The 23,399-nt window shown below is 61.1% G+C and carries 21 protein-coding genes; 17 read left to right on the forward strand and 4 right to left on the reverse strand.

Annotation, left to right across the window (positions count from 1 at the left end; translation table 11 throughout):
- Positions 1–250 precede the first annotated feature (250 nt).
- From ACQZ5K_RS14515 to ACQZ5K_RS14540, 6 genes are all read left to right on the forward strand, one after another.
- Positions 251–1,438, forward strand: a complete 1,188-nt coding sequence (locus ACQZ5K_RS14515) for a M24 family metallopeptidase (RefSeq protein WP_174058453.1) — start codon at positions 251–253, stop codon at positions 1,436–1,438.
- Between the two features lie 118 nt (positions 1,439–1,556).
- Positions 1,557–3,161: an ABC transporter substrate-binding protein gene (locus ACQZ5K_RS14520; protein ID WP_137453361.1), complete on the forward strand. Its 1,605-nt coding sequence runs from the start codon at positions 1,557–1,559 to the stop codon at positions 3,159–3,161.
- A gap of 61 nt (positions 3,162–3,222) precedes the next feature.
- Positions 3,223–4,230: an ABC transporter permease subunit gene (locus ACQZ5K_RS14525; RefSeq protein WP_003522483.1), complete on the forward strand. Its 1,008-nt coding sequence runs from the start codon at positions 3,223–3,225 to the stop codon at positions 4,228–4,230.
- Positions 4,227–5,141 (forward strand): ABC transporter permease subunit, encoded by a 915-nt coding sequence (locus ACQZ5K_RS14530; protein ID WP_137453360.1) that lies wholly within the window; start codon positions 4,227–4,229, stop codon positions 5,139–5,141. The genes ACQZ5K_RS14525 and ACQZ5K_RS14530 overlap by 4 nt, the downstream gene beginning before the upstream one ends.
- A 3-nt stretch (positions 5,142–5,144) precedes the next feature.
- The gene (locus ACQZ5K_RS14535; RefSeq protein ID WP_003522485.1) at positions 5,145–5,984 is read left to right on the forward strand and encodes an ABC transporter ATP-binding protein; all 840 of its coding nucleotides are present in this window, start codon (positions 5,145–5,147) and stop codon (positions 5,982–5,984) included.
- Positions 5,981–6,826 carry an ATP-binding cassette domain-containing protein gene (locus tag ACQZ5K_RS14540; protein ID WP_003522486.1) on the forward strand — a complete coding sequence of 282 codons (846 nt, stop codon included), beginning with the start codon at positions 5,981–5,983 and terminating at the stop codon, positions 6,824–6,826. Before ACQZ5K_RS14535 ends, ACQZ5K_RS14540 begins: the two co-directional genes overlap by 4 nt.
- A gap of 51 nt (positions 6,827–6,877) precedes the next feature.
- On the opposite strand, the gene ACQZ5K_RS14545 is transcribed toward ACQZ5K_RS14540, so the two are convergent.
- Both ACQZ5K_RS14545 and ACQZ5K_RS14550 read right to left on the reverse strand, forming a co-directional pair.
- Entirely contained in the window at positions 6,878–8,347 is a 1,470-nt protein-coding gene (locus tag ACQZ5K_RS14545) for a mannitol dehydrogenase family protein (RefSeq protein ID WP_174058454.1), read from the reverse strand.
- A gap of 109 nt (positions 8,348–8,456) precedes the next feature.
- The gene (locus ACQZ5K_RS14550; protein ID WP_448740654.1) at positions 8,457–9,131 is read right to left on the reverse strand and encodes a GntR family transcriptional regulator; all 675 of its coding nucleotides are present in this window, start codon (positions 9,129–9,131) and stop codon (positions 8,457–8,459) included.
- Between the two features lie 231 nt (positions 9,132–9,362).
- On the opposite strand from ACQZ5K_RS14550, the gene ACQZ5K_RS14555 reads away from it, so the two are divergent.
- Positions 9,363–10,481, forward strand: a complete 1,119-nt coding sequence (locus tag ACQZ5K_RS14555; RefSeq protein ID WP_448740655.1) for a mandelate racemase/muconate lactonizing enzyme family protein — start codon at positions 9,363–9,365, stop codon at positions 10,479–10,481.
- 187 nt (positions 10,482–10,668) lie between these two features.
- Here ACQZ5K_RS14555 and ACQZ5K_RS14560 read toward each other — a convergent pair whose 3' ends face one another.
- Both ACQZ5K_RS14560 and ACQZ5K_RS14565 read right to left on the reverse strand, forming a co-directional pair.
- Complete coding sequence (locus tag ACQZ5K_RS14560) at positions 10,669–11,691, reverse strand: LLM class flavin-dependent oxidoreductase (RefSeq protein ID WP_003522491.1); 1,023 nt, start codon at positions 11,689–11,691, stop codon at positions 10,669–10,671.
- 133 nt (positions 11,692–11,824) lie between these two features.
- On the reverse strand, positions 11,825–12,742 hold the full coding sequence (locus ACQZ5K_RS14565) for a LysR family transcriptional regulator (protein ID WP_003522492.1): 918 nt from the start codon (positions 12,740–12,742) through the stop codon (positions 11,825–11,827).
- A gap of 231 nt (positions 12,743–12,973) precedes the next feature.
- On the opposite strand from ACQZ5K_RS14565, the gene ACQZ5K_RS14570 reads away from it, so the two are divergent.
- The 10 genes from ACQZ5K_RS14570 to ACQZ5K_RS14615 all read left to right on the forward strand — a co-directional run bounded on the left by ACQZ5K_RS14570 (position 12,974) and on the right by ACQZ5K_RS14615 (position 23,382).
- Complete coding sequence (locus ACQZ5K_RS14570) at positions 12,974–14,182, forward strand: ABC transporter substrate-binding protein (RefSeq protein WP_080857693.1); 1,209 nt, start codon at positions 12,974–12,976, stop codon at positions 14,180–14,182.
- Between the two features lie 25 nt (positions 14,183–14,207).
- Complete coding sequence (locus ACQZ5K_RS14575) at positions 14,208–14,993, forward strand: ABC transporter ATP-binding protein (RefSeq protein WP_448740656.1); 786 nt, start codon at positions 14,208–14,210, stop codon at positions 14,991–14,993.
- 1 nt (position 14,994) lies between these two features.
- Complete coding sequence (locus ACQZ5K_RS14580) at positions 14,995–15,696, forward strand: ABC transporter ATP-binding protein (protein ID WP_065657340.1); 702 nt, start codon at positions 14,995–14,997, stop codon at positions 15,694–15,696.
- A gap of 2 nt (positions 15,697–15,698) precedes the next feature.
- Positions 15,699–16,586, forward strand: a complete 888-nt coding sequence (locus tag ACQZ5K_RS14585) for a branched-chain amino acid ABC transporter permease (RefSeq protein ID WP_448740657.1) — start codon at positions 15,699–15,701, stop codon at positions 16,584–16,586.
- Position 16,587: 1 nt separating this feature from the next.
- Complete coding sequence (locus ACQZ5K_RS14590) at positions 16,588–17,595, forward strand: branched-chain amino acid ABC transporter permease (protein WP_080839024.1); 1,008 nt, start codon at positions 16,588–16,590, stop codon at positions 17,593–17,595.
- Positions 17,596–17,670: 75 nt separating this feature from the next.
- Positions 17,671–19,266: a GMC family oxidoreductase gene (locus tag ACQZ5K_RS14595; protein WP_448740658.1), complete on the forward strand. Its 1,596-nt coding sequence runs from the start codon at positions 17,671–17,673 to the stop codon at positions 19,264–19,266.
- Positions 19,267–19,279: 13 nt separating this feature from the next.
- Positions 19,280–20,164, forward strand: a complete 885-nt coding sequence (gene mmsB / locus ACQZ5K_RS14600; protein ID WP_448740659.1) for a 3-hydroxyisobutyrate dehydrogenase — start codon at positions 19,280–19,282, stop codon at positions 20,162–20,164.
- Positions 20,161–22,116 carry an acetoacetate--CoA ligase gene (locus ACQZ5K_RS14605; RefSeq protein ID WP_448740660.1) on the forward strand — a complete coding sequence of 652 codons (1,956 nt, stop codon included), beginning with the start codon at positions 20,161–20,163 and terminating at the stop codon, positions 22,114–22,116. The genes mmsB and ACQZ5K_RS14605 overlap by 4 nt, the downstream gene beginning before the upstream one ends.
- Positions 22,117–22,120: 4 nt before the next feature.
- Positions 22,121–22,906: a 3-hydroxybutyrate dehydrogenase gene (locus tag ACQZ5K_RS14610; RefSeq protein ID WP_174046056.1), complete on the forward strand. Its 786-nt coding sequence runs from the start codon at positions 22,121–22,123 to the stop codon at positions 22,904–22,906.
- 137 nt (positions 22,907–23,043) lie between these two features.
- Positions 23,044–23,382 (forward strand): flagellar basal body-associated FliL family protein, encoded by a 339-nt coding sequence (locus ACQZ5K_RS14615; RefSeq protein WP_065657333.1) that lies wholly within the window; start codon positions 23,044–23,046, stop codon positions 23,380–23,382.
- Positions 23,383–23,399 lie beyond the last annotated feature (17 nt).

Below are 23,399 nucleotides of genomic sequence, written 5' to 3' on the forward strand. Positions count from 1 at the left end.
TGAAGACGGTCCGCGGTCTCCCCTTGGATTTCCGGGGGATTTTGAATTTCTGCGTCAAGGCAACGAGCGTTGAAATCAGGCGTGCGTCGATCACATTTTCGTTATGTCTAGATAAATTTGCACAGTTTTGTGGTGGCGTGCCCTGCCGGGCCATTGCTTACCCCCGGCCCTGTGTTTAAGCATGAGCAAAAGAACGCTTGGGAGGTTGCCGGCACGCCTGTGTCTGCGGCCCGAAAGCGGCGGGGAGAGAATGGCAGACTTTCAAGAGGCGCTGAAGCGGTTTCAGCCGGTCGCGGTTTCATCGATCGCTGAAGACGAGCTCAGGTTGCGACTACGCGGCCTGCAGGCGCGAATGATCCAGCAAAATATTAAGGCGGTCTGGCTCGATGCATCATCGTCGCTGACCTATTATACCGGCCTGTCGCTTGGTCTTTCCGAGCGCATTCACGGCGCCCTGGTGCCGGCGGAAGGCGTGCCGGTCTATGTCAGCCCGACCTTCGAGGAGCCGAAGCTTCAGACGCTCATCCGCATTGCGGGTGAGGTTGCCGTCTGGGAAGAGGATGAAAGCCCCTTCGACCTGATGGCAAGGCGCATTGAGGCGCTGGCCTGTCCCGGTCATCTTGTCGCCATCGATCCCGCTACCCCCTTCGTCTTCGCATCGGCCCTCATGCAGCGTCTTGAAGGGCGCATCATTTCCGCCCAGCCGATGATCGTCGCCCAGCGGCAGGTCAAATCCGCAGCCGAGATCGCCATCATCCAGACGGCGATGGACGCGAGTTACGGCGTGCAGAAGGCCGTGTTCGAAGGTCTGCGTCCCGGCGTTTCCACCACGGAAGTCGCTGATTTCGTTAATGCGGCGCATATTGCCCTTGGCCTGAAGCCGCTTTTCGTGGCGGTGCAGTTTGGCGAGGCGACGGCCTATCCGCATGGCGTGCCCCATGCGCAGACGCTCAGCGAAGGCGATATGGTGCTGGTCGATCTTGGCGGCATTCTTCATGGCTATCGTTCCGATATCACCCGCACCTATGTCTTTGGCAAACCGACGGAACGGCAGTGTTTCCTCTGGAACGCCGAGCGCGACGCGCAGGCGGCGGCCTTTGCCGCAGCCAAAGTCGGCGCTGCCTGCTCGGATGTGGACAGGGCCGCGCGCGAAAGCCTGAAAGCGGCCGGTTTCGGCCCGGATTATCAGCTTCCCGGCCTGCCGCACCGCACCGGCCACGGGCTTGGGCTGGATATTCACGAAGAACCCTATATCGTTGCAGGAAATGCCACGGCGCTGGAGCCGGGCATGTGTTTTTCCATCGAGCCGATGCTGTGCGTTTATGGCGAATGCGGCGTCCGTCTCGAGGATATAGCCTATATGACGGAGGCGGGACCGCGCTGGTTCTGCCCACCGGAGAAGAACCTCGACCGGTTGTTTCAGCCGGTCGCCGGGTAATTGGTCGGGAGGCAAAGGACCGAACGGCGACACGGGGCTCCCGCGTCGCTGCTGACCAGAAGAGGTAGGCCCCGGATGGGGCCGCAGGAACTCAGAAAAAGAGGGAAAGGACCACCAGATGAAAACGCTGACCCGCAGTTTGCTTATCGCCTCTGCGATTGCGATCACTTCCGCCATGCCCGCCATGGCGAAGACCTTCGTTTATTGCTCCGAGGCATCGCCGGAAGGCTTCGATCCGTCGCCCTACACCGCTGGCGGCACCTTCGACGCTTCCGCGCATCCGGTCTACAACCGCCTGACCGAGTTCAAGAAGGGCACGACCGAAGTTGAGCCCGGCCTTGCCGAAAAATGGGAAGTTTCGAGCGACGGTCTGGAATATACCTTCCACCTGCGCAAGGGCGTGAAGTGGCACGCCAACGACAAGTTCACGCCGAGCCGCGAATTCAACGCCGATGACGTGATCTTCAGCTACGACCGCCAGCGCGATGCGAAGAACCCGTGGAACCAGTATATCGCAGGTATCACCTACGAATATTTCAACTCCATGGAAATGCCGTCGCTGATCAAGGAAATCGTCAAGGTCGACGATTACACCGTCAAGTTCGTGCTGACGCGTCCGGAAGCGCCGTTCCTCGCCAACATCGCCATGCCTTTCGCCTCCATCGTATCGAAGGAATATGCCGATACGCTGGAAAAGGCCGGCACCAAGGAAGACTTCAACAACCTGCCGATCGGCACGGGCCCGTTCAAGTTCGTCGCCTATCAGAAGGACGCGGTCATCCGCTACCAGAAGAACGCCGACTACTGGGGCGAAGCACCGAAGATCGACGACCTGATCTTCGCGATCACGCCGGACGCCGCCGTTCGTCTGCAGAAGCTGAAGGCCGGCGAATGCCACCTGATGCCTTACCCGGCACCGGCTGACCTTGCCGCCATCCGCGCCGATTCCAACCTCAAGCTCGATGAACAGTCGGGTCTGAACGTCGCCTACTTCGCCTACAACACCACCGTTGCGCCTTTCGACAAGCCGGAAGTCCGCAAGGCGCTGAACATGGCGATGAACAAGCAGGCGATCATCGACGCCGTGTTCCAGGGCGCCGGTCAGGTTGCAAAGAACCCGATCCCGCCGACCATGTGGTCCTATAACGACAGCATCAAGGACGATGCGTACGATCCGGAAGCGGCCAAGAAGGCTCTCGAAGCCGCTGGCGTCAAGGATCTGTCGATGAAGATCTGGGCAATGCCGGTTCAGCGTCCTTACATGCCGAACGCACGCCGCACCGCCGAACTCATCCAGGCGGATTTCGCCAAGGTTGGCGTCAAGGCCGAGATCGTCTCCTATGAATGGGGTGAATACCTCAAGAAGTCGACCGAAGTGAACCGCGACGGCGCCGTCATCCTCGGCTGGACCGGAGACAACGGTGACCCGGACAACTTCATGGGCGTTCTGCTCTCCTGCGCTTCGGCAGGCGAAGGCGGCACGAACCGTGCGCAGTGGTGCAACAAGGAGTTCTCCGAGCTGATTTCCAAGGCGAAGCAGGCGACTGACGTTGCCGAGCGCACCAAGCTCTACGAGCAGGCGCAGGTGATCTTCAAGGAACAGGCTCCGTGGGCGACGCTTGCGCATTCCACGCAGTTCGTTCCGATGTCCGCCAAGGTTTCCGGCTTCACCATGAGCCCGCTTGGCGACTTCACCTTCGAAAACGTCGACATCGCGGAATAATCCCAAACAACGGACGCGCGGAAGGACCCTGTTCTTCCGCGCGTCTTTTCAGGAAAAAGCCATGATCCGGTTCATTCTCGGCAAACTTCTCTATCTCGTTCCGACATTTCTCGGGATCACCTTTGTCGCCTTCTCCTTCGTGCGCGTCCTGCCGGGAGATCCCGTGCTGCTGATGGCGGGCGAACGCGGCATTTCACCCGAACGGCATGCGCAGCTTGCCGAACAGCTCGGCTTCAGCCAGCCCATCTGGCAGCAATATCTTCATTTCCTCGGACGGCTGCTTCAGGGCGATCTCGGCAATTCGCTGGTCACCAAGAAGCCGGTTCTCACCGAGTTCCTGTCGCTCTTCCCCGCGACGGTCGAGCTTGGTCTCGTCGCCATCATCATCGCAACCTTGATCGGTGTGCCGGTCGGCGTCATCGCCGCCATCCGTCGCGGTTCCTGGTTCGACCAGATTTCCATGACGACCGCGCTCGTCGGCTTCTCCATGCCGATCTTCTGGTGGGGGCTGCTGCTCATCATCATGTTCTCCGGCATCCTGCAATGGACGCCGGTGTCGGGCCGCATCTCGCTGATGTATTTCTTCCCCTCCGTCACCGGTTTCATGCTGATCGACAGCCTGATTTCGGGCCAGAAGGGCGCCTTCGCGTCGGCCTTTTCGCATCTCATCCTGCCCTCCGTCGTGCTCGCCACCATTCCGCTGGCGGTGATTGCGCGCCAGACGCGCTCGGCCATGCTGGAAGTCATGGGTGAGGATTATGTGCGCACCGCCCGCGCCAAGGGCATGTCGTCCGCCCGCGTCGTCGGCATTCATGCGCTGCGCAACGCCATGATCCCGGTCATCACCACCATCGGCCTGCAGATCGGCGTGCTGATGGCGGGCGCCATCCTGACCGAAACCATCTTTTCCTGGCCGGGCATCGGCAAGTGGATGATCGATTCCATCTCGCGCCGTGATTATCCGGTCGTGCAGAGCGGCCTGCTCCTGATCGCGGGTCTGGTGATGATCGTCAACCTGCTCGTCGATCTGACCTATGGCCTCATCAATCCGAGGATCCGTCACAAATGACCGATGTGATCACCACCCCCGGCGTCCGCCTTTCGGACGCCGCCATCCGCCGCCGGATGCTTGCCGATTTCTGGTTCTATTTCCGCCAGAACCGCGGCGCCGTCATCGGGCTTGCCGTCTTCATCCTGCTTGTGCTGGTGGCGATCTTCGCGCCCATCCTTGCCCCGCACGATCCGACACAACAATATCGCGATGCGCTGCTCGTCCCGCCGGTCTGGCAGGAAGGCGGCCGCGCCGGCTTCTTCTTCGGCACCGACGCGGTGGGCCGCGACATGCTGTCCCGCCTGATCTACGGCGCGCAATATTCGCTGTTCATCGGCGTCGTTGTCGTCTCCATCGCCCTTGTCGGCGGTATCGTCATCGGTCTCGTCGCCGGCTTCTTCGGCGGCTGGGTGGATACCGTCATCATGCGCGTGATGGACGTCATTCTGGCGTTTCCGTCGCTGCTTCTGGCGCTGGTGCTGGTTGCGGTCCTCGGGCCGGGTCTCACCAATGCCATGATCGCGATTGCCATCGTCTACCAGCCGCATTTCGCGCGTCTGACGCGTGCGGCCGTCATGAGCGAACTCAGGCGCGAATATGTCACCGCCGCCCGCGTGGCCGGCGCCGGCAATATCCGGCTGATGTTCAAGACCATCCTGCCGAACTGCCTTGCGCCGCTGATCGTTCAGGCGACGCTTTCCTTCTCGTCCGCGGTTCTCGATGCCGCCGCTCTCGGCTTCCTCGGCATGGGCGCGCAGCCGCCCGCTTCCGAATGGGGCACGATGCTGGCGGAAGCGCGTGAATTCATCCTGCGCGCCTGGTGGGTCGTTACCCTTCCGGGCCTGACGATCCTGATCTCGGTGCTCGCCATCAACCTCATGGGTGACGGCCTGCGCGATGCGCTCGATCCCAAACTGAAGCGGAGCTGAGCGATGAGCCTGCTGAAAATCAAGAACCTCACCGTCAAATTCGCCACCGCCACCGGCGCGTTCACGGCCGTCAACGGCATCGATGTCTCCGTGGACAAACACGAGGTGCTGGCCATCGTCGGCGAGTCCGGTTCCGGCAAGTCGGTATCGATGCTCGCCGTCATGGGGCTTCTGCCCGATACGGCGACGATTACCGCCGACGAGATGACCTTCGATGGCAAGAACCTTTTGGCCATGTCGCCGCAGGAGCGCCGCCGGGTGATCGGCCGCGAGATCACCATGATCTTCCAGGAGCCGGTCGCCTCGCTCAACCCGTCCTTCACGGTCGGTTTCCAGATCGAGGAGGTTCTGCGCCTCAATCTCGGCATGAGCGGCGCTGCCGCGCGTGCCCGCGCTCTGGAACTGTTCCGTGCTGTCGGCATTCCCGAGCCGGAAACCAAGCTCAAGGCCTATCCGCACCAGATGTCGGGCGGCCAGTGCCAGCGCGTGATGATCGCCATCGCAATCGCTTCCAAACCGCGCCTGCTGATCGCCGACGAGCCGACCACTGCGCTCGATGTGACGATCCAGAAGCAGATCCTCGATCTGCTGATGAACCTGCAGGCGGAATATGGCATGGCGCTGATCCTTATCACCCATGACATGGGCGTGGTGGCGGAAACCGCAGACCGCGTCGTCGTGCAATATAAGGGCCGCAAGATGGAGGAGGCGGATGTTTTGAGCCTGTTCGAGGCCCCGCAGCATCCCTATACCAAGGCACTGCTTTCGGCCCTGCCGGAAAATGCCACCGGCGACCGTTTGCCCACGGTTTCCGATTTCTTCGGCAAGGAGGGCGTTCAATGAGTATCGTTGTCGAAGGCAAGGGCATTACCCGCGACTATCACGTTCCCGGCGGCCTGTTCGGCGGCGCCAAGACGGTGCAGGCCCTGAAGGGCATCGACTTTACCGTCGAGCGCGGCAAGACGCTCGCCATCGTCGGTGAATCCGGCTCCGGTAAATCGACGCTGGCCCGCATCATCGCGCTGATCGACCCGGCATCCGGCGGCGAACTGAAGATCGAGGGCAAACCGGTCGATATCGCCAGACGCCGTCCCGATACGGAGATGCGCTCCAAGGTGCAGATGGTGTTCCAGAACCCCTATGGCAGCCTCAATCCGCGCCAGAAGGTGGGCGACGTGCTGATGGAGCCGCTGGTCATCAACACCAAAATACCGGCTTCCGAGCGCCGCGAGCGGGCCGAAGCCATGCTGGTGAAGGTCGGTCTCGGTCCTGAGCATTTCAACCGTTATCCGCACATGTTCTCCGGCGGCCAGCGCCAGCGCATCGCCATTGCGCGCGCACTGATGCTGAACCCGGCGCTGCTGGTGCTGGACGAGCCGGTCTCCGCGCTCGATCTTTCGGTGCAGGCGCAGGTGCTGAACCTTCTCGCCGACCTTCAGGAAGAATTCGAGCTGACCTATGTTTTCGTCAGCCACGATCTTTCGGTGGTGCGTTACATCGCCGACGATGTGATGGTCATTTCGAAGGGTGTGGCGGTGGAGCAGGGCACGCGCGAGGAACTCTTCGCCGATCCGAAGCATCCCTATACCCGCCAGCTTTTCGCTGCGACACCGATCACGGATGTCGATGCCATCCGCGCCCGGGTGGAACGCCGCAAGGCGGCACGGCTGGCAGCGACAGCCTGAAGGCTGACGACCGAGGTTAGGAACAGGCCGGATTTCCGGCCTGTTCTTTTTTCAGGACTTCAGGAAACGCTCGATTGCCGCAAGCGCGCCGTGTTCCCGAATGTCGCGATAGGCGGCTTTCAGGGTAGAGACGAAGGTTTCGTTTATGGGCAGGTCGCTGCCAAATGTGCGTTCGAAAGCCAGAAAACGGTCGACGACCGCATCCGGCGCCATTGCCAGTTGATCCGGCGCATCCCACTCCTTGAAAGCGGGATCGAGAATGGTGATCGGCTGCCCCTTTTCATTCTTGTCCGCGCAGGACCTGATCCAGAGCGCGACGGCGAAAATGACCGTCCGGCTTTCAGCCTTCTCCGCAAGCAATTCACGCAAGGGGCCAAGAATGCGCAGAGGTACTTTCTGCGACGCATCGGAGGCGATCTGCATGGTCTTGTGTTGCAATGAGGGATTGGCGAAACGCTGCCGCAGGCCGGCTGCGAATTCCGCCCCGTCGACGGCGGGATCGAGCGTCCGTTCGATCTCGCGCCAATAGGCGTCGATGAAATCGCGCACGGGCGTTTCACCCCAGGCATCCGCCACCGTCGCAAGGCCGGCAATCTGGCCGATGGCGGCGATGGCGCTGTGGGAGCCGTTCAGCATTCTGAGCTTCATATGCTCGTATGGCTCGACATTGCCGACGAATTCCACGCCCGATTTCTCGAGCGCCGGCCTTCCATGCGGAAAACGATCTTCAATGACAAAACGGAAATAGGGTTCGGCCACCACCGGCCAGGCATCGCTGAGGTCGAGTGCGGCCGAAATCGCCTCCCGGTCCGCATCCGTGGTGGCGGGAACGATCCGGTCCACCATCGAGCAGGGGCAGGCAATGTTTGTTTCGATGAAGGAAACCAGTTCCGGATCGGCCAGTTCCGCAAATTCCAGCAGCAGCTTTTGCAGCACATGGCCGTTGGCGGGCAGGTTGTCGCAGGAAAGGAGCGTCAGGGGCTGAGAACCTTGCCTGCGCCTGCGCCGTGTGGCCGCAAGGATGAAGCCGAAGATGGAGCGCGGCCGCTCCGGGTTTTCAAGGTCATGGGCGATATCGGGATGATCGCGCAGCAGGCTGCGGGAGGCGAGATTGGTCAGGTAACCCTTCTCCGTCACGGTCAGGGTGACGATGAGGACGCGCGGATCGGCCATCCGCTCCACCAGCCGTTCAGGCTCTTCCGGGGCGACGATGGTTTCGAGAATCGAACCGATGATGCGCAGGCGCTCGCTCTCACCGTCTCGCAGGCAAAAGGTGTAGAGATTATCCTGCGGCTCGATGGCGTCGCGCGTATCCGGGCTGCGCAGCGATGCGGCGACGATGCCCCATCGGGTTTCGCCGCGATTAAGGCAATCGTCGATGAAAACCGCCTGATGCGCCCGATGAAAGGCCCCGACGCCGAGGTGGACGATGCCGGGCGTGACGCTTTGACGGTCATAGGCGGGTGTCGTGACGGATTGCGGCAGGCGGGGCAGGGTTGCAGCGGAAAGCCGGTCTGTCATCGATGCGAAATCCCCATGCGGAACGGGACGATTGTAGCTCGCGCCGCTCTCATTGCGGCGTCCGGCTTGTGGCGCATCATGTCGGTTCCTCCCCTTATGTGCGGAATGATCAGGCGCCGGCCTCTTTGAGCAGCCGGACTTGGCGCAGCGTATTCTGGCGGCTGCGCTCGAGATGCCGCCACAGGGCATCGACGATCTGGGCCTTGCTGCCGGCGGCGATGGCATCGGCGATATTCTGGTGCTCCTCGACCGAGCGGGCGTAGTCGCCGAGGATCGAGACGAAAACCGTGTGGGTCTGGTCGAGAATGCGCTCGTGCGAGCCGGAAATGACCGGAATGCGCGCGGCCGACACAAGGGTCGTATGGAAGCTGCGGTCGTAAAAAAGCGCTTTCGACAATTCGTCGAGCGTCGAGCCTTTGGCGAATTCGCGATGTTTCGCAAGGCTTTCCAGAAGTTCCGCGTGCAGCACTCCATCCAGTTGCCCGGCGTCGAAGGCCACTTCCACCGCGCCTTTTTCGAGCAGCATTCTGGCGGCGTAAAGTTCCTCCACATCCTCCACGGTGAAATCGCGCACCACCATGCCGCGCCGGGAGGAATTGACCACCAGCCCATCGGCCTCGAGTTTCAGGCAGGCTTCCTTCACCGGCGTGGGGCTGATGCCGAGATCGGCGGCAAGCTCATTGGGCAGCAGGCGTTCGCCGCCGCGCAATCTGCCGCTGACGATGCGCGCGCGCAGTTCCTGATGCGCCTGTTCGGCGAGCGTGACTTTGACCAGCGAGTTCATGGCGGCATCATTGCCCAGCTTCGAAGGGCTGGCAATGGCTGAATATTAAAAATAAAAAATTTTTTATTTTACAAAAGCCGCTTTTCCTTTAGCTCTATCCGTCATCGGAAGCAGGCTGCTGGAGGAGGACGGTCTGGCAATTTCCCGAAAGCCATCTTCGCGGCCCGTGGTCGCGGGGACGTGGCGTCTATTCCTCCCCGCAAGCAATCAGCAATCGAGGAATGACCGATCATGAAAATTACCTCTGTCGAACCTTTCATCCTGCACCTGCCGCTGACATCGGAATCCATTTCCGATTCCACCCACAGCATCACCCATTGGGGCGTCGTCGGTGCAAAGATCACCACCAGCGATGGCCTTGAGGGCTATGGTTTTACCGGCACCCACGCGCATCTGCCGTCGGACAGGCTGATCACATCCTGCATCAGCGATTGTTACGCGCCCTTGCTTCTGGGGGAGGATGCATCGGAGCACTCGAGGCTGTGGACGAAACTGGCCCGTTATCCGGCGCTGCAATGGGTCGGCAGGGCGGGCATCACCCATCTGGCGCTGGCCGCAGTGGACGTTGCGCTCTGGGACCTGAAGGCGAAAAAGGCGGGCGTGCCGCTCTGGCACTATCTCGGCGGCGCGCGCACTGCGGCGGTGGAGGCCTATAATACCGATATCGGCTGGCTTTCCTTCACGCTGGAGGATTTGCTGGCGGGTAGCGCGAGAGCGGTGGAGGAGGATGGGTTTACCCGGCTGAAGATCAAGGTCGGGCATGACGATCCGAATATCGACATTGCCCGCCTTGCCGCCGTCCGCAAGCGTGTCGGTTCGTCCATCCGCATCGCCATCGACGGCAACGGCAAGTGGGATTTGCCCACATGCCAGCGTTTCTGCGCGGCGGCGAAAGATCTGGACATTTACTGGTTCGAGGAGCCGCTCTGGTATGACGATGTGACGAGCCATGCGCGGCTGGCGCGCAATACGTCCATTCCGATTGCGCTCGGGGAGCAGCTTTACACGGTGGATGCGTTCCGCTCATTCATCGATGCCGGTGCGGTTGCCTATGTCCAGCCCGATGTGACCCGGCTTGGCGGCATCACCGAATATATCCAGATCGCCGATCTCGCGCTCGCCCATCGCCTGCCCGTGGTGCCGCATGCCGGCGAGATGAGCCAGGTGCATGTGCATCTGAGCTACTGGCACCCGGCTTCGACCATTCTCGAATATATTCCGTGGATCAAGGATCATTTCGAGGAGCCGATCCATGTGCGGGATGGCGTTTACAAACGTCCGGAGCACCCCGGCGCCAGCACGACGCCCCTGGCGGAAAGCTTCGCCCGTTATGGCAAGGCGGTGAAATGAGCAGCGGTATACAGCCCGGATTTTAAGGGAGGGAAAGCCCGTCCTCCGTCATGCCGGACTAGATCCGGCATCCAGCCACGGCGCGTCTGCGCCGTGAAAAGAGTCCTTCGCGATCAAAGACTTGATCGCGCTGGACCCCGGATCAATTCCGGGGTGACGGAGTGTGGATGACGCAATTTTTCCAAATTTAGCGCCAGCCGAGAGCCGGCGCCACCTGCTTGAGAATCGTCTCGATCACATGGGCGTTGTAATCGACGCCCAGCTGGTTCGGCACGGTCAGGAGCAGCGTGTCAGCCTCGGCGATGGCCTCGTCGGCTTTCAGCTGTTCGATCAGTTTTTCCGGCTCGGCGGCATAGCTGCGCCCGAAGATCGCGCGTGTCTTGTCGTCTATATAACCGATCTTGTCGTCGCCTTCGTTGCCGTAACCGAAATAGGACCGGTCGCGATCATTAACGAGGGCGAAGATGCTGCGGCTGACCGATACACGCGGTTCGCGGGTGTGGCCTGCTTCCTTCCATGCTTCCCGGAAGGTGCGAATCTGCTGCGCCTGCTGAACATGGAAAGGCTCGCCCGTTTCATCGGTCTTCAGGGTGGAGCTTTGCAAATTCATGCCGAGCTTTGCCGCCCAGACCGCCGTTGCATTGGAACTCGAACCCCACCAGATGCGCTCGCGCAGCCCTTCGGAATGCGGCTCCAGCCGCAAAAGGCCGGGCGGGTTGGGGAACATCGGGCGCGGATTCGGCTCAGCGAAACCTTCGCCCTTCAAAAGCTCGAGGAAGACTTCGGTGTGCTGACGCGCCATGTCTTCTTCGCTCTGGCCCTCGGCCGGGCGGTAACCGAAATAACGCCAGCCATCGATCACCTGCTCCGGCGAGCCGCGGCTGATGCCGAGCTGCAGGCGTCCGCCGGCGATAAGGTCGGCCGAACCGGCGTCCTCCGCCATGTAGAACGGGTTTTCATAACGCATGTCGATGACGCCGGTGCCGATCTCGATCTTTTTCGTGCGCGCGCCGACGGCGGCCAGCAGCGGAAAGGGCGAGGCAAGCTGGCGGGCGAAATGGTGCACGCGGAAATAAGCGCCGTCGGCCCCCAGCTCCTCCGCCGCGACGGCGAGGTCTATCGATTGCAGCAGCGTGTCCGCAGCCGAGCGGGTCTGCGACTGGGGCGAGGGCGTCCAGTGGCCGAAGGACAGGAATCCGATCTTTTTCATGATGACCTTCCAGATGTCGGAGGATGCCGGCTTTGCCAGCCGGCTTCGTTGTTGTCAGTCATATAAGCAGTTGAGCGCATTCTCCAATTCGCCACCGGTAGACACGGTGTCGCCGAAATGTGAACGATGCCGCTCAGGCGGTCGTCTTTCGGTCGAGAACGAAGAGATTTTGGTGGGCGCGGGCCGTGGTGAGAATGAAATCCATAAGCGAGCGCACCCGCGGCACGTTGGCAAGGTCCTGGTGGCTCGTCAGCCAATAGCCCCGCCGCAGCTCCACTTCACCGGGAAGCACCATTTGCAGATCCGGAAAGCGGGCGGCGATGAAATTCGGCAAGATGCACAGCCCCCTGCCGCTCAGCGTTGCGGTCAGCTGCGCAAAAATGCTCGAGGACTGGAAACTCGGCCGCAGACCCGGCAGCACGTCACGCATATAATCGAGGCCCGGTGAGAAGATCAGGTCCTGCACGTAGCCGATGAAGAAGTGGTCGAGCAGGTCCTCGCGCTTTACGATTTTCGGCTGCCCGGCGAGATAGGAACGCGAGGCATAGATATGCAGCGTGTAATCGATGATCTGTTCATTGATGTAGGGACCGGCCTTTGGCGGATCGAGCGTTACCGCCACATCCGCCTCCTTTTTGGACAGCGCCATGATTTGCTGGATCGTCACCATCTCCACCATGATGTGGGGGTGGGTGACGGCGAAGTCTTTCAGCCTCTCCACGAAGAAAAAATTGGAAAAACCTTCAGGCGCGCTGAGCCGCACCACGCCGCGCAGCAGGCTGCCGCTTTCGGAAATATCCGACTGCAGCCTTTCGGCTTCCGCCTCGATACGCTCGACCGTATCCACCAGCCGCCGCCCGACGGTCGTGAGTTCATAACCGCGCGGGTTTCGCTCGAACAGCTTGGTTTTAAGCGAGAATTCCAGCCGGTCGATGTGGCGGGAGACGGTGGCGTGGCTGGTGCGCAGGCTTCGGGCTGCCGATGAGAGCTGTCCGGTGCGGGCCACGGCCAGAAAATATTGCAGGTCGTCCCAGGTGAAAGGGGTGGCCATATTTGTCTCCCATCAAGAGTTCTGTTCAAAAATGAACAGTTCCTGTTCGCAATTTGATGATGCCCCGCTCTTGTGTCAACGGCCGAATTCGAGAAGTCTAGGCTCAGGATGCATCGCTTTGAGGAGGGCGGTGTGACCGTTCAGGTGCAATGGCATGGAAGCCCGCAGGCGGTTTCGTTCACCGTTGCACAGACAATCTGAGGCTCGCAATCATCTCTGGGAGGAGAAGTCATGCGCAAGAGTATCGTTTTATCCACGGCCATGGCGCTGGCCGCTGGCACCGCCGCTTATGCCGCCGAGATTTCGGACGGCAAGGTCAAGATCGGCATTTTGAACGACCAGTCGGGCGTCTACGCCAATTTCGGCGGTAAATACTCTTATGAAGCCGCGAAGATGGCAGTCGAGGATTTCGGCGGCAAGGTGCTCGATGCGCCGGTGGAAGTGGTGACCGCCGACCACCAGAACAAGGCGGATGTGGCCTCCAATATCGCCCGCCAATGGTACGATACCGAACAGGTCGATTCGATCATGGAACTGACCTCGTCGTCGGTCGGTCTCGCCGTGCAGGCGCTGTCCAAGGACAAGAAGAAGATCACCATCAATACGGGTGCGGCAACCACCGAGCTGACCGGCAAGCAGTGCAGCCCCTATGGTTTCCACTGGGCCTATGACACCTATTCGCTGGCGGTCGGCACCGGCGGCGCGCTCGTCAAGCAGGGCGGCGACAGCTGGTTCTTCCTGACCGCCGACTATGCCTTCGGTTATTCGCTGGAAGAAAACACGTCGAATTTCGTCAAGTCCAATGGCGGTAAGGTGCTGGGTTCCGTGCGCCATCCGCTGGCCACGACGGATTATTCCTCCTTCCTGCTGCAGGCGCAGTCCTCGGGCGCGAAGGTCATCGGCCTTGCCAATGCCGGTCTCGATACCTCCAACGCCATCAAGCAGGCGGCCGAATTCGGCATCGTCGCCGGCGGCCAGCGGCTTGCGGCGCTTCTCTTCACGCTTGCCGAAGTCCACGGCCTCGGTCTTGAAGCCGCGCAGGGCCTGACGCTGACGGAAGGTTTTTATTGGGACCGCGACGATGAATCGCGCAAGTTCGGCGAACGCTTCAAGGAACGCACCGGCGCCATGCCGAACATGGTGCATGCTGGCACCTATTCCGCCGTGCTGCACTACCTGAAGGCCATCGAAAAGGCCGGCACAGACGATGCCGATGCCGTCGCCAAGGCCATGAAGGAAATGCCTGTCAACGACGTCTTCTCGAAAGACGGCCATGTAGCCGCCAACGGCCGCATGATCCACGACATGTATCTCATGGAAGTGAAGAAGCCGGACGAAAGCAAGCAGCCGTGGGATTATTACAAGGTACTTGCCACCATCCCCGGCAAGGAAGCCTTCATGGACCCCGCAAAGAGCGGTTGCCCGCTGGTAACGCAGTAAAGAAGAATAAAAAGGGGAAAGCTTGATGATGATCGCTCCCGCCCTTGCCGGGCAGGCCGAACCTCGCGTCGTTCTTTCGGCGCGCGGTCTCTCCAAGACCTTCGGCGCATTCGCGGCCGTGAAAAACGTCGATCTCGACGTCCACCATGCCCGCGTGCATGCGCTTATCGGTCCGAACGGTGCCGGCAAAACCACGGTCTTCAACCTGTTGACCAAGTTTCTCCAGCCGACAGGCGGGGCGATCACCTTCATGGGAACGGACATAACAAGGACGCCACCGGACAAGGTGGCGCGTCTCGGCCTCGTCAGGTCTTTCCAGATATCGGCGGTGTTTCCGCATCTGACGGTTCTGGAAAACGTGCGGGTGGCGTTGCAGCGGCCGAACAGCCTCGCCACGCAATTCTGGCTGCCGCTCTCCTCGCTCGACAGGCTGAACGCCCGCGCCGAGGAGCTGATCGCCATGGTTGGCCTGACACGGGAAAAACATGCGCTTGCGGCCGATCTTTCTTACGGTCGCAAGCGGGTTCTCGAAATCGCCACCACGCTGGCGCTCGATCCGAAGGTTCTGCTGCTGGATGAACCGATGGCCGGCATGGGCGGCGAGGATGTCGCCCATGTGGCCGAACTCATCCGTGAGGTGGCAAAGACACGCGCGGTGCTGATGGTCGAACATAATCTGAAAGTCGTGGCCGATATCTGCCACCACGTTACGGTGCTGCAACGCGGTGAAATTCTGGCGGAGGGCGATTATGCCGCCGTTGCCGCCGATCCGCGCGTGCGCACGGCCTATATGGGCACGGAGGAGGCTTGATATGGCGGCAATGCTCGAAGTCTCCAACCTGAAATCCTGGTATGGCGAAAGCCAGGCGCTGCACGGTGTCGATCTGACGGTCGGCGAGGGCGAAACCATCACCATTCTCGGCCGCAACGGCGTGGGCAAGACCACGACGCTGCGCACCATCATGGGCATCATTCGCAACCGCAAGGGCGTGATCAAGCTGGGCGGCAAGGATCTGATGCCGGTGCCGTTGCATCGCACGGCGAAATACGGCCTCGGTTTCGTGCCGGAAGAGCGCGGTATCTTCGCGACGCTGAGCGTCGAGGAAAACCTGAAGCTGCCGCCCGTCGTCGCATCCGGCGGCATGACGCTCGATGAAATATACGAGCTGTTTCCCAATCTTTACGAACGCCGCACCAGCCCCGGCACCAAGCTTTCCGGCGGCGAGCAGCAGATGCTGGCCATGGCGCGCATCCTGCGCACCGGGGTGAAGGTGCTGCTGCTTGACGAACCGACCGAAGGGCTTGCCCCGGTTATTGTGCAGCGCATTGGCGAGGTGCTGCAGAAACTGAAGAGCCGCGGCATGACCGTTGTTCTGGTCGAACAGAATTTCCGTTTTGCCAGCCGTATCGCCGACCGTTTCTACCTGATGGATCACGGCCAGATGGTCAGCAATTTTCCGGTCAGCGAGCTTTCCGGCCGCATGGGCGAGCTCAACAAGGTGCTGGGGGTTTAACCATGACGATGATCTTCGGCGTTCCAATTCAGGCACTGCTCGGGCAATTGCTGGTGGGCCTCATCAACGGGTCGTTTTATGCGCTGCTGTCGCTTGGCCTTGCCGTCATTTTCGGCCTGCTGCGCGTCATCAATTTTGCCCATGGCGCGCAATATATGCTCGGCGCTTTCGTCGCCTTCCTCGGCCTGCAATATTTCGGCATCAATTTCTGGGTGGCGCTCATCGTCACACCTTTCGTCGTGGCGCTGTTCGGTGCGATCGTCGAACGCTTCCTGCTGTCACGGCTTTACGATCTCGATCCGCTTTACGGGCTGCTGTTCACCTTCGGTCTCGCGCTGGTGGTGGAAGGCACGTTCCGCTGGCTTTATGGCGCGGCGGGCCAACCCTATTCGGTGCCGCGCGAGCTTGCCGGCGGCACCAATCTCGGCTTCATGTTCCTGCCGAATTACCGCGCTTTCGTCGTCGTCATCTCGCTCATCGTCTGCATCGCCACCTGGGCGTTGATCGAAAAGACGCGTCTTGGCTCCTATCTGCGCGCTGCGACGGAAAACCCGACGCTGGTGCAGGCCTTCGGCATCAATGTGCCCGTTCTCCTGACGCTGACCTACGCGCTGGGTGCCGGCCTTGCCGGGTTCACCGGGGTTCTCGCCGCGCCCATCTATCAGGTCTCGCCGCTGATGGGCACGAACCTCATCATTGTCGTTTTTGCCGTAGTCGTGGTCGGCGGCATGGGGTCGATCATGGGCGCCATCCTCACCGGTTACATGCTGGGCGTCGCCGAAGGCTTGACCAAGGTGTTCTACCCGGAAGCCTCCAACATCGTCATCTTCGTCATCATGGCCTTTGTGCTGCTCATCCGCCCCGCCGGGCTTTTCGGAAAGGACGCCTGATATGTCCAAAGCCACCCATAGCCCCACCGCCGGAGCAATGCCGCAGACGGAGGTTTCGACGACTGCCGGCACCATCAAGACCGTGCTTATTCTCGCAGGGCTTGCCGTGCTCATCGCCGCGCCGATGTTCGTTTATCCGATCTTTCTGATGAAGCTCCTGTGCTTCGCGCTGTTTGCCTGCGCCTTCAACCTCCTGATCGGTTACACGGGCCTGCTGTCCTTCGGCCATGCGGCGTTTTTCGGCGGTGCCGCTTATTTCACCGCCTATTCGGTGAAGGAATGGGGCGTGACGCCGGAGATCGGCCTTGTCATCGGCATGGCGGGGGCGGCCCTTCTCGGCCTCGTCATCGGCTTCTTCGCCATCCGCCGCCAGGGCATCTATTTCGCCATGATCACGCTGGCGCTGTCGCAGATGTTTTATTTCTTCTGCCTTCAGGCGCCCTTCACCCATGGTGAGGATGGCTTGCAGGGCGTGCCGCGCGGCCATCTCTTCGGCCTTCTCGACCTCAATGCGCCGCTCAATATCTATTACACCGTGCTGGCCGCCTTTGTGTTGGCGCTTCTTGTTATCTGGCGTTTCGTCAATTCACCCTTCGGCATGATCCTGAAATCGATCCGCGAAAACGAGCAGCGCGCCATTTCGCTGGGCTACAGCGTGCAGCGCTACAAGCTCGGAGCTTTCGTCATGTCGGCGACGCTGGCCGGTCTTGCGGGTGGCCTCAAAGCGCTGGTCTTCCAGTTCGCGACGCTGACGGATGTGACCTGGCAGATGTCGGGCGAAGTGATCCTGATGACGCTACTCGGTGGCATAGGCACCATGATTGGCCCGATCTTCGGCGCGGGTCTCGTCGTCACCCTGCAAAACTATCTCGCGACATCGGATTTCCCGGTCACCATCATTACCGGCCTCGTTTTCATGGCCTGCGTTCTGGTGTTCCGACGGGGTCTTATCGGCGAATTTTACGCGTCGCGGCTTGGGAGAAAACTCGGCTTCCAGCACCGCGGCTAAACATTTTTTGAAAACACTGGAAAGGCCTCCCCCGCGTCCGGGACGACGCGGCAAGGGCGGCGTATGGAGAAGAGCATGGGCGAATATGACTATATCGTCATCGGAGCGGGGAGTGCCGGATGCGTTCTCGCCAACCGCCTTTCGAAAGATCCGAACCACCGCGTGCTGCTGCTGGAAGCGGGCGGCAACGATAATTACCACTGGATCCACATTCCGGTCGGTTATCTCTATTGCATCAACAATCCGCGCACCGACTGGTGTTTCAAGACGGCGGAAGAGCCGGGGCTCAACGGCCGCTCGCTGATCTATCCGCGCGGCAAGGTGCTTGGCGGCTGCTCCTCCATCAACGGCATGATCTATATGCGCGGTCAGGCGCGCGATTACGATATATGGCGGCAGCTCGGCTGCGAGGGCTGGGGGTGGAACGACATCCTGCCTTATTTCCTGAAGTCGGAAGACTTTTATCGCGGCAAGAACGAGATGCATTCCGCCGGCGGCGAATGGCGCGTGGAAAAGGCCCGTGTGCGCTGGGATGTGCTGGATGCTTTCCAGAAAGCGGCGGGCGAAGCCGGCATTCCCGCGACCGATGATTTCAACCGGGGCGACAATGAGGGTGCCGGTTATTTCGACGTCAACCAGCGGGCGGGCTGGCGCTGGAACACGGCGAAAGCCTTCCTGAAACCGGCGCTCGGCCGCAAGAACCTGACGGTTCTGACCAAGGCCCATGTCAAGCGCCTCATCATCGAAGAAGGCCGTGTCACCGGCGTCGAGTTTCACCATGATGGCGTCTTAAAAAAGATGCGGGCGCGGCGCGAGACGGTGCTGTCCGCCGGCGCAATCGGCTCGCCGCATATTCTGGAGCTTTCCGGCGTCGGCCGTGGCGATGTGTTGCAGGCGGCCGGTATCGATACGGTGGCGGAGGTTCAGGGCGTGGGCGAGAACCTGCAGGACCATCTGCAATTGCGCATGGTCTACAAGGTCTCCGGCGTCCTAACGCTGAATGAAAGGGCCTCCACCCTGTTCGGCAAGGCGCGGATCGGTCTCGAATATGCGCTGACGCGCTCCGGGCCGATGTCGATGGCGCCGAGCCAGCTCGGTGTCTTCACCCGTTCTTCACCCGAGAAGGAAACCGCCGATCTGGAATATCATGTCCAGCCGGTTTCGCTCGACAAGTTCGGCGATCCGGTTCACACTTTCCCGGCCATTACCGCAAGTGTCTGCAATCTGCGGCCGGAAAGCCGGGGCTCAGTGCATGTGAAAGGACCGGATTTCGCCATGCAGCCGGAAATCCGCCCGAACTATCTTTCCACCGAAGGCGACCGCCAGGTGGCCATCGACGCCATGCGGCTGACGCGCCGCATCGTCGCCCAGCCGGCCTTCGCGCGCTTCAAGCCGCAGGAATACAAGCCGGGTCCCTCCTTCGAAAACGACAATGATCTTGCAAAGGCGGCGGGCGATATCGGCACTACCATCTTCCACCCCGTCGGCACGCTGCGCATGGGGTCGGATATGGAAAGCGTGGTCGATGCGCGGCTGAAATTCCGCCGGCTCGCCGGGCTGCGCGTCGCCGATGCATCGGTGATGCCGCGCATCACATCCGGAAATACCAATTCCCCTACGATCATGATTGCCGAAAAGGCCGCCGACATGATCCTTGCGGATAATCGCTGAAAGGAGCGCTCCGATGAAGACCGTCGCTTTTATCGGGCTGGGACATATGGGCCTGCCCATGGCCGCCAATCTCGTCAAGGCCGGATATGCCGTCAGGGGTCACGATCTTTCCGAAGCCTGCCGCGCGGCGGCGGGAGAGGCCGGTGTTCCCGTTGCTGCGGGTTCTGCCGAGGCTATCGAAGCCGCTGACGTCATCATCACCATGCTGCCGAAGGGCGAACATGTCGTTTCGGTCTATGGCGATCTGGTTCGGAAAATCCCTGCCGGAACGCTTCTCATCGACTGCTCGACGGTGGATATGGAAAGCGCGCTTAAGGCGCATGAGCTGGCCGCTTCCGCCGGTTGCCCCTCGGTCGATGCGCCCGTTTCCGGCGGGACGGGCGGGGCTGCGGCGGGCACCCTGACCTTCATGTGCGGCGGCGAGGCTGCGGCCTTCTCTGCGGCAAAGCCGGTGCTGGAGGCGATGGGCAAGAAGATCGTGCATTGCGGCAAGGGCGGTAACGGCCAGGCGGCGAAGATCTGCAACAACATGATCCTCGGCATTTCCATGATCGCGGTTTCCGAAGCCTTCGTGCTGGGCGAAAAACTCGGGCTTTCGCATCAGGCGCTGTTCGATGTCGCCTCCACCTCTTCCGGGCAATGCTGGTCGCTCACCACCTATTGCCCGGTGCCGGGACCGGTGCCGACATCGCCCGCTAACAAGGATTATCAGCCCGGATTTGCGGCGGCCCTGATGCTGAAGGATCTGAAGCTTTCGCAGGAGGCCGCCAATGGAGCCGGGGCTTCCACCCCGCTCGGTGCGGCGGCGGCGGCGCTTTACGAGAACTTCGTCGATGAGGGGAGCGGCGGGCGCGATTTTTCCGCCATCGTCGAAATGCTGCGCGGGGGCGAAGCATGACGGACGCCGCGCCATCCGACATCTTATGGGTGCCGCCGGAGAAGAGGCTGGAACGCTCGGCGCTTTTCGCCTTCGCGACGAAAACGGCAAAGCTGCACGGGCAGGCCGCCGATGACTATGCCGGCCTGCTGCGCTGGTCCATCAACGCGCCGGATGAATTTTACGATGCGCTGTGGGACGAACTCGGCATTATCGGCACGCGCGGCGACGCGGCGTTCAAACCGGGCGCGACGATCCGGGAGGCGGAGTTCTATCCAGGCGCGAGGCTTAATTATGCCGAGAACCTGCTTCGCGATGCCGACACGCGGCTGGCCATCATCGCCCATCGCGACGATGGCACACGGCGTGAAATTAGCCGCAGAGAGCTTTACGACGAAGTATCCCGCATGGTGCAGGCGCTTGCCCAGGCCGGTGTGAGCGAAGGCGATCGCGTCGGGGCCATCGTCACCCATGATATCGAGGCGATCGTCAGCTATCTGGCTGTCAGCGCCATCGGCGCGATCTGGTCCTCCTGCTCGCCGGATTTCGGGCCGGCGGGAGCCTCCGACCGCCTGTCGCAGATCGGTCCGAAAATCCTCATTGCCGTGCCGGAATATGGTTATGCCGGCAAACGCATCGATGTTGGCGCGACCATTCGTGCGGTGGCTGAAAGTGCGGTGCCTGAAAAGATCGTGCTGATCGGCGATGCCGTGCCCGAAAGCCTTGCTGATCTCGGCTGCGTGACGCTTACGGATTTCGTCGCGCCTTATGCGGCGGGCGAGATCGCCTTCAACCGTCTGCCCGTCAAGGCGCCGCTGGCGATCCTTTATTCCTCCGGCACCACCGGCAAACCGAAATGCATCACCCATTCCGGCGGCGGTTTGCTCCTTCAGCACATGAAGGAACTGAAGCTGCAATGCGATATTCAGGAGGGCGAGCGCTTCTTTTATTTCACCACCTGCGGCTGGATGATGTGGAACTGGCAGGTCTCCGGTCTGGCGCTTGGCGCTACGCTCGTCACCTATGATGGCAATCCCGGTTATCCAACATCCGCACGGCTGATCGATCTCATCGACGCCGAACGGATCGCCACTTTCGGCACGTCGGCAAAATTTATCGACGCCTGCCTGAAGGCCGGGCTGAAGCCGCGCGAAAGCCACGATCTTTCGTCGCTGAGGACAATTCTTTCCACCGGCTCGCCGCTCATCCCGCAATCCTTCGATTATATCTATCGCGACTGGAAGGCCGACGTGCACCTCGCCTCCATTTCCGGCGGCACGGATATCTGCGCCTGTTTCCTCGGCGGCAACCCTTTGCAGCCGGTGCATCGCGGCGAATTGCAGGGTGCGATGCTCGGTATGGATATCGACACGCTGGACGATGAGGGCCGTTCCGTTCGCGGTGTTGCCGGCGAACTCGTCTGCCGCAATGCGCATCTGTCGATGCCGGTCAAATTCTGGGGCGATGAGGACGGTTCGCGCTATCGGGCCGCCTATTTCGACCGCTTTCCGGGCATCTGGGCGCATGGCGATTTTGCCGAAATGCGCCCCTCCGGTGGATATGTCATCCATGGACGCTCGGACACGACGCTCAATCCCGGCGGGGTGCGCATCGGGACTGCGGAAATCTACCGGCAGGTGGAAACCGTGCCTGAGGTCGAAGAGGCGATTGCCGTGGGGCAGGATATCGAGGGCGACCAGCGGGTCATCCTCTTCCTGCGCATGAAGGGCGGCGCGGTTTTGACGGAAGAGCTGGAAAAAACGATCCGCAGCCGTATCCGTTCGGGTGCGACGCCGCGGCATGTGCCGGCAAGGATCATTGCCGTCAGCGCCATTCCCCGCACCCGTTCCGGCAAGATTTCCGAAATCGCGGTGCGCGACACCATTCATGGCCGGCCGGTGAAGAATGCTGATGCGCTCGCCAATCCCGAAGCGCTCGAACTTTTCCGCAACCTGCCGCAGCTGAAGGACTAGGCCGATGGAGGATCAACCGAAAACCGTGCTTGTCACGGGCTCCACCAGCGGCATCGGGCTCGCCATCGCCAAGCGTTTCGCCGAGGCGGGGTATCTGGTCGGGGTGCATGGCATAGAGACGGCGGAGGAGGCGACGCAGGCGCTGGAGGCGGTCGCGAAGGTGGCGCGGCACAGGCCGGTCTATTTTGCCGCCAACCTCGCCAATTATGATGAAAGCGCACATCTGCCGGAAACCGTCATCGCCGAATTCGGTCATATCGATGTCCTCGTCAACAATGCCGGCATTCAGAAGGTCGCGCCGATCGATGCGTTCGATTTCGCCGATTTCTCCCGCATCGTCGCCATCTCGCTCGACAGCGCGTTTCACACCATCCATGCGGCCTTGCCGGGCATGAAGGAAAGGGGCTGGGGCCGCATCGTCAACATCGCTTCCGCGCATGGCCTGCGCGCTTCACCCTTCAAGGGGCCTTACGTCGCGACCAAACATGCGGTGGTGGGCCTGACGAAAAGCGTGGCGCTGGAAGTGGCCGAACTTGGCATCACCTGCAACGCCATCTGCCCCGGTTATGTCTGGACGCCGCTCGTCGCCGCCCAGGTCGCCGATCAGGCGCGCGTGCATGGCATGAGTGAGGAGGATGTGGTGAAGAAGGTGATGCTCGCGCCGCAGCCGACCAGACGGTTCGTGCAACCGGAAGAAGTGGCGGAAATGGCGCTTTATCTCGCGGGGGACATGGCCCGCTCGATCACCGGCACCACCATCTCGATCGATGGCGGCTGGACCGCGAAATAATCTTCGCATGTCCGACGCTGCGCTGGCGCTTCGATACGCACGCCGCTGGAATGGGGTTGAAACTAATCCTTTTCCGCGTCTGGAACAAAACCCTGACCCCAATGATTAGATCAACAGGGTTACAGGGAGTGAAAGACATGGCCAGAGAAAATACCAGCTATCTCGACGGTCGGGATGCGAAGAGCGAAACGGCAACGCGCGCGCGGCAGGGATCGCGCGGACGTCCCGTGCTCGTCATTCTGATCGTCAGCGTGCTTCTTGCATTGGTGGTTTGGGCCGTTGTCGAATATTCGGTTTTCGAACCCGACGAGAACCTGCCGCAGAACCCGCAGACCGAGACTGCGCCCGTGCCGCAGCAGCCGTCGGGCTCCGGAAGCTTCGACAACAATCCGGCGAATGGCCGCCCCCAGCCGCCGTCATCGACAGAGACAAATCCCGCGCCGCAGGATTCGACCGGCGCGCCGCAGAACCCGTGACCACCATGGCGTGAAGT

The sequence above is a fragment of the Agrobacterium sp. 22-226-1 genome (assembly GCF_053522345.1).

Coding starts and splice junctions, on each gene's coding strand:
- ACQZ5K_RS14565 (WP_003522492.1), bottom strand. CDS start 12,742: ATGGCCACCCCTTTCACCTGGGACGACCTGCAATATTTTCTGGCCGTG.
- ACQZ5K_RS14560 (WP_003522491.1), bottom strand. CDS start 11,691: ATGAAAAAGATCGGATTCCTGTCCTTCGGCCACTGGACGCCCTCGCCC.
- ACQZ5K_RS14580 (WP_065657340.1), top strand. CDS start 14,995: ATGGCGGCAATGCTCGAAGTCTCCAACCTGAAATCCTGGTATGGCGAA.
- ACQZ5K_RS14520 (WP_137453361.1), top strand. CDS start 1,557: ATGAAAACGCTGACCCGCAGTTTGCTTATCGCCTCTGCGATTGCGATC.
- ACQZ5K_RS14545 (WP_174058454.1), bottom strand. CDS start 8,347: ATGACAGACCGGCTTTCCGCTGCAACCCTGCCCCGCCTGCCGCAATCC.
- ACQZ5K_RS14585 (WP_448740657.1), top strand. CDS start 15,699: ATGACGATGATCTTCGGCGTTCCAATTCAGGCACTGCTCGGGCAATTG.
- mmsB (WP_448740659.1), top strand. CDS start 19,280: ATGAAGACCGTCGCTTTTATCGGGCTGGGACATATGGGCCTGCCCATG.
- ACQZ5K_RS14515 (WP_174058453.1), top strand. CDS start 251: ATGGCAGACTTTCAAGAGGCGCTGAAGCGGTTTCAGCCGGTCGCGGTT.
- ACQZ5K_RS14555 (WP_448740655.1), top strand. CDS start 9,363: ATGAAAATTACCTCTGTCGAACCTTTCATCCTGCACCTGCCGCTGACA.
- ACQZ5K_RS14525 (WP_003522483.1), top strand. CDS start 3,223: ATGATCCGGTTCATTCTCGGCAAACTTCTCTATCTCGTTCCGACATTT.
- ACQZ5K_RS14530 (WP_137453360.1), top strand. CDS start 4,227: ATGACCGATGTGATCACCACCCCCGGCGTCCGCCTTTCGGACGCCGCC.
- ACQZ5K_RS14605 (WP_448740660.1), top strand. CDS start 20,161: ATGACGGACGCCGCGCCATCCGACATCTTATGGGTGCCGCCGGAGAAG.
- ACQZ5K_RS14615 (WP_065657333.1), top strand. CDS start 23,044: ATGGCCAGAGAAAATACCAGCTATCTCGACGGTCGGGATGCGAAGAGC.
- ACQZ5K_RS14570 (WP_080857693.1), top strand. CDS start 12,974: ATGCGCAAGAGTATCGTTTTATCCACGGCCATGGCGCTGGCCGCTGGC.
- ACQZ5K_RS14590 (WP_080839024.1), top strand. CDS start 16,588: ATGTCCAAAGCCACCCATAGCCCCACCGCCGGAGCAATGCCGCAGACG.
- ACQZ5K_RS14540 (WP_003522486.1), top strand. CDS start 5,981: ATGAGTATCGTTGTCGAAGGCAAGGGCATTACCCGCGACTATCACGTT.
- ACQZ5K_RS14535 (WP_003522485.1), top strand. CDS start 5,145: ATGAGCCTGCTGAAAATCAAGAACCTCACCGTCAAATTCGCCACCGCC.
- ACQZ5K_RS14550 (WP_448740654.1), bottom strand. CDS start 9,131: ATGAACTCGCTGGTCAAAGTCACGCTCGCCGAACAGGCGCATCAGGAA.
- ACQZ5K_RS14595 (WP_448740658.1), top strand. CDS start 17,671: ATGGGCGAATATGACTATATCGTCATCGGAGCGGGGAGTGCCGGATGC.
- ACQZ5K_RS14575 (WP_448740656.1), top strand. CDS start 14,208: ATGATGATCGCTCCCGCCCTTGCCGGGCAGGCCGAACCTCGCGTCGTT.
- ACQZ5K_RS14610 (WP_174046056.1), top strand. CDS start 22,121: ATGGAGGATCAACCGAAAACCGTGCTTGTCACGGGCTCCACCAGCGGC.